Raw genomic sequence first — 1,477 nt, forward strand, 5'->3', positions numbered from 1 at the left:
GAACGGAGGTCGATCACCTCGACGCTGTGGCCGTCCTCGGCGGCGGCCTCGGCCGCTGCGAGGGCCACGGGCACCAGCGGGCCGTAGACGACGACGGTCGCGTCGGTGCCCTCGCGGAGCACATGCGCCTTGAAAGGGTCAGCGGACGCGCCCGGAGTCTCGGTGTCGACCTCGCCCTTGAGCCAGTAGCGGCGCTTGGGCTCGAAGACGATCACGGGATCCTGGCAGTCGACGGCCTGCTGGATCATCCAGTAGGCATCGTGCGGATTGGAGGGGGTGATGATGCGCAGCCCGGCCGTGTGGGCGAACAGTGCCTCCGGCGATTCGGAGTGGTGTTCAATGGAGCCGATGCCGCCGCCGTACGGGATCCGGATGACGACGGGAACGGTCAGGTTGCCGTTGCTGCGCGAGTGCATCTTGGCCAGCTGGGTGGTGATCTGGTTGAACCCCGGGAACACGAAACCGTCGAACTGGATCTCGCAGACCGGCTGGTAGCCGCGCAGGGAGAGGCCGATCGCGGTGCCGATAATGCCGGATTCGGCCAGCGGGGTTTCCACCACGCGGTCGGCGCCGAATTCGGCGATCAGCCCGTCGGTGACCCGGTAGACGCCGCCAAGGGCCCCGATGTCCTCGCCCATCAGCAGCGAGCGGGGGTTGTTGTTCAACGTGGCCCGCAGGCCCTCATTGATGGCTTTCGCAATGGTCATGGTGGTCATCAGCGGGCCGCCCTGTCTGTCTCGGCTCTGCGTGCCTCATCGGCGGACGCCTCATCGGCGAACCCTGCGCTGTATTCCTCGAACCAGGCCAGTTCCTCGGCCACCAGCGGGTGGGCCTCCACATAGGTGTTGGCGAAGGCGGTCCGGATGTCCGGGGTTTCGAGGTCGTGGGTGGTCTTGCGGACATAGGCGGCGAGCTCGTCGCCGTCGGCCTTGACCTGCTCGAAGAAGCTGTCATCCGCGAGGCCCTGGGCCCGGAGATACTTCTCCAGCCGCGCCAGCGGGTCCTTGGCACGCCAGAGGCCTTCTTCGGCGGATGCGCGGTATTTGGTGGGGTCATCGGCCGTGGTGTGCGCCCCGACCCGGTAGGTGAACGCCTCGATCAGTACGGGACCATGGCCCTCGCGGGCCCGCTCCAGCGCCCATTCCGTGACGGCGTGGACGGCGATCACGTCATTGCCGTCCACCCTGATGCCGGGGAAGCCGTAGCCTTTGGCGCGGTTGGCGAGCGGGATGCGGGTCTGCACGGAGCTTGGCACGGAGATGGCCCAGTGGTTGTTCTGGCAGAAGAAGACCACGGGCGCCTGATAGGAAGCGGCGAACACCATGGATTCATGGACGTCCCCTTCGGAGCTGGCGCCGTCGCCGAAGTAGACCATGACGGCGGCGTTCGGCTCCACGGCCTGTCCCGCCTCACTGCTGGCGACGGCGTTAGCGGCCGCCAGTTTCTGGTCCCGCTGGATGCCCATGGCGTACCCGAC

2 protein-coding genes are annotated in these 1,477 nt (G+C 67.2%); both read right to left on the minus strand.

The genetic code is table 11. The features are described from left to right. On the minus strand, positions 1 to 716 hold a 716-nt coding region (locus LQV45_RS31870; protein WP_230011451.1), incomplete at its 3' end, for an alpha-ketoacid dehydrogenase subunit beta. Further along, the coding region (locus LQV45_RS31875) for a thiamine pyrophosphate-dependent enzyme (protein ID WP_253074600.1) at positions 716 to 1,477 on the minus strand (762 nt) is incomplete at its 5' end. The genes LQV45_RS31870 and LQV45_RS31875, both read right to left, overlap by 1 nt.

The organism is Microbacterium sp. Bi128 (assembly GCF_918698205.1).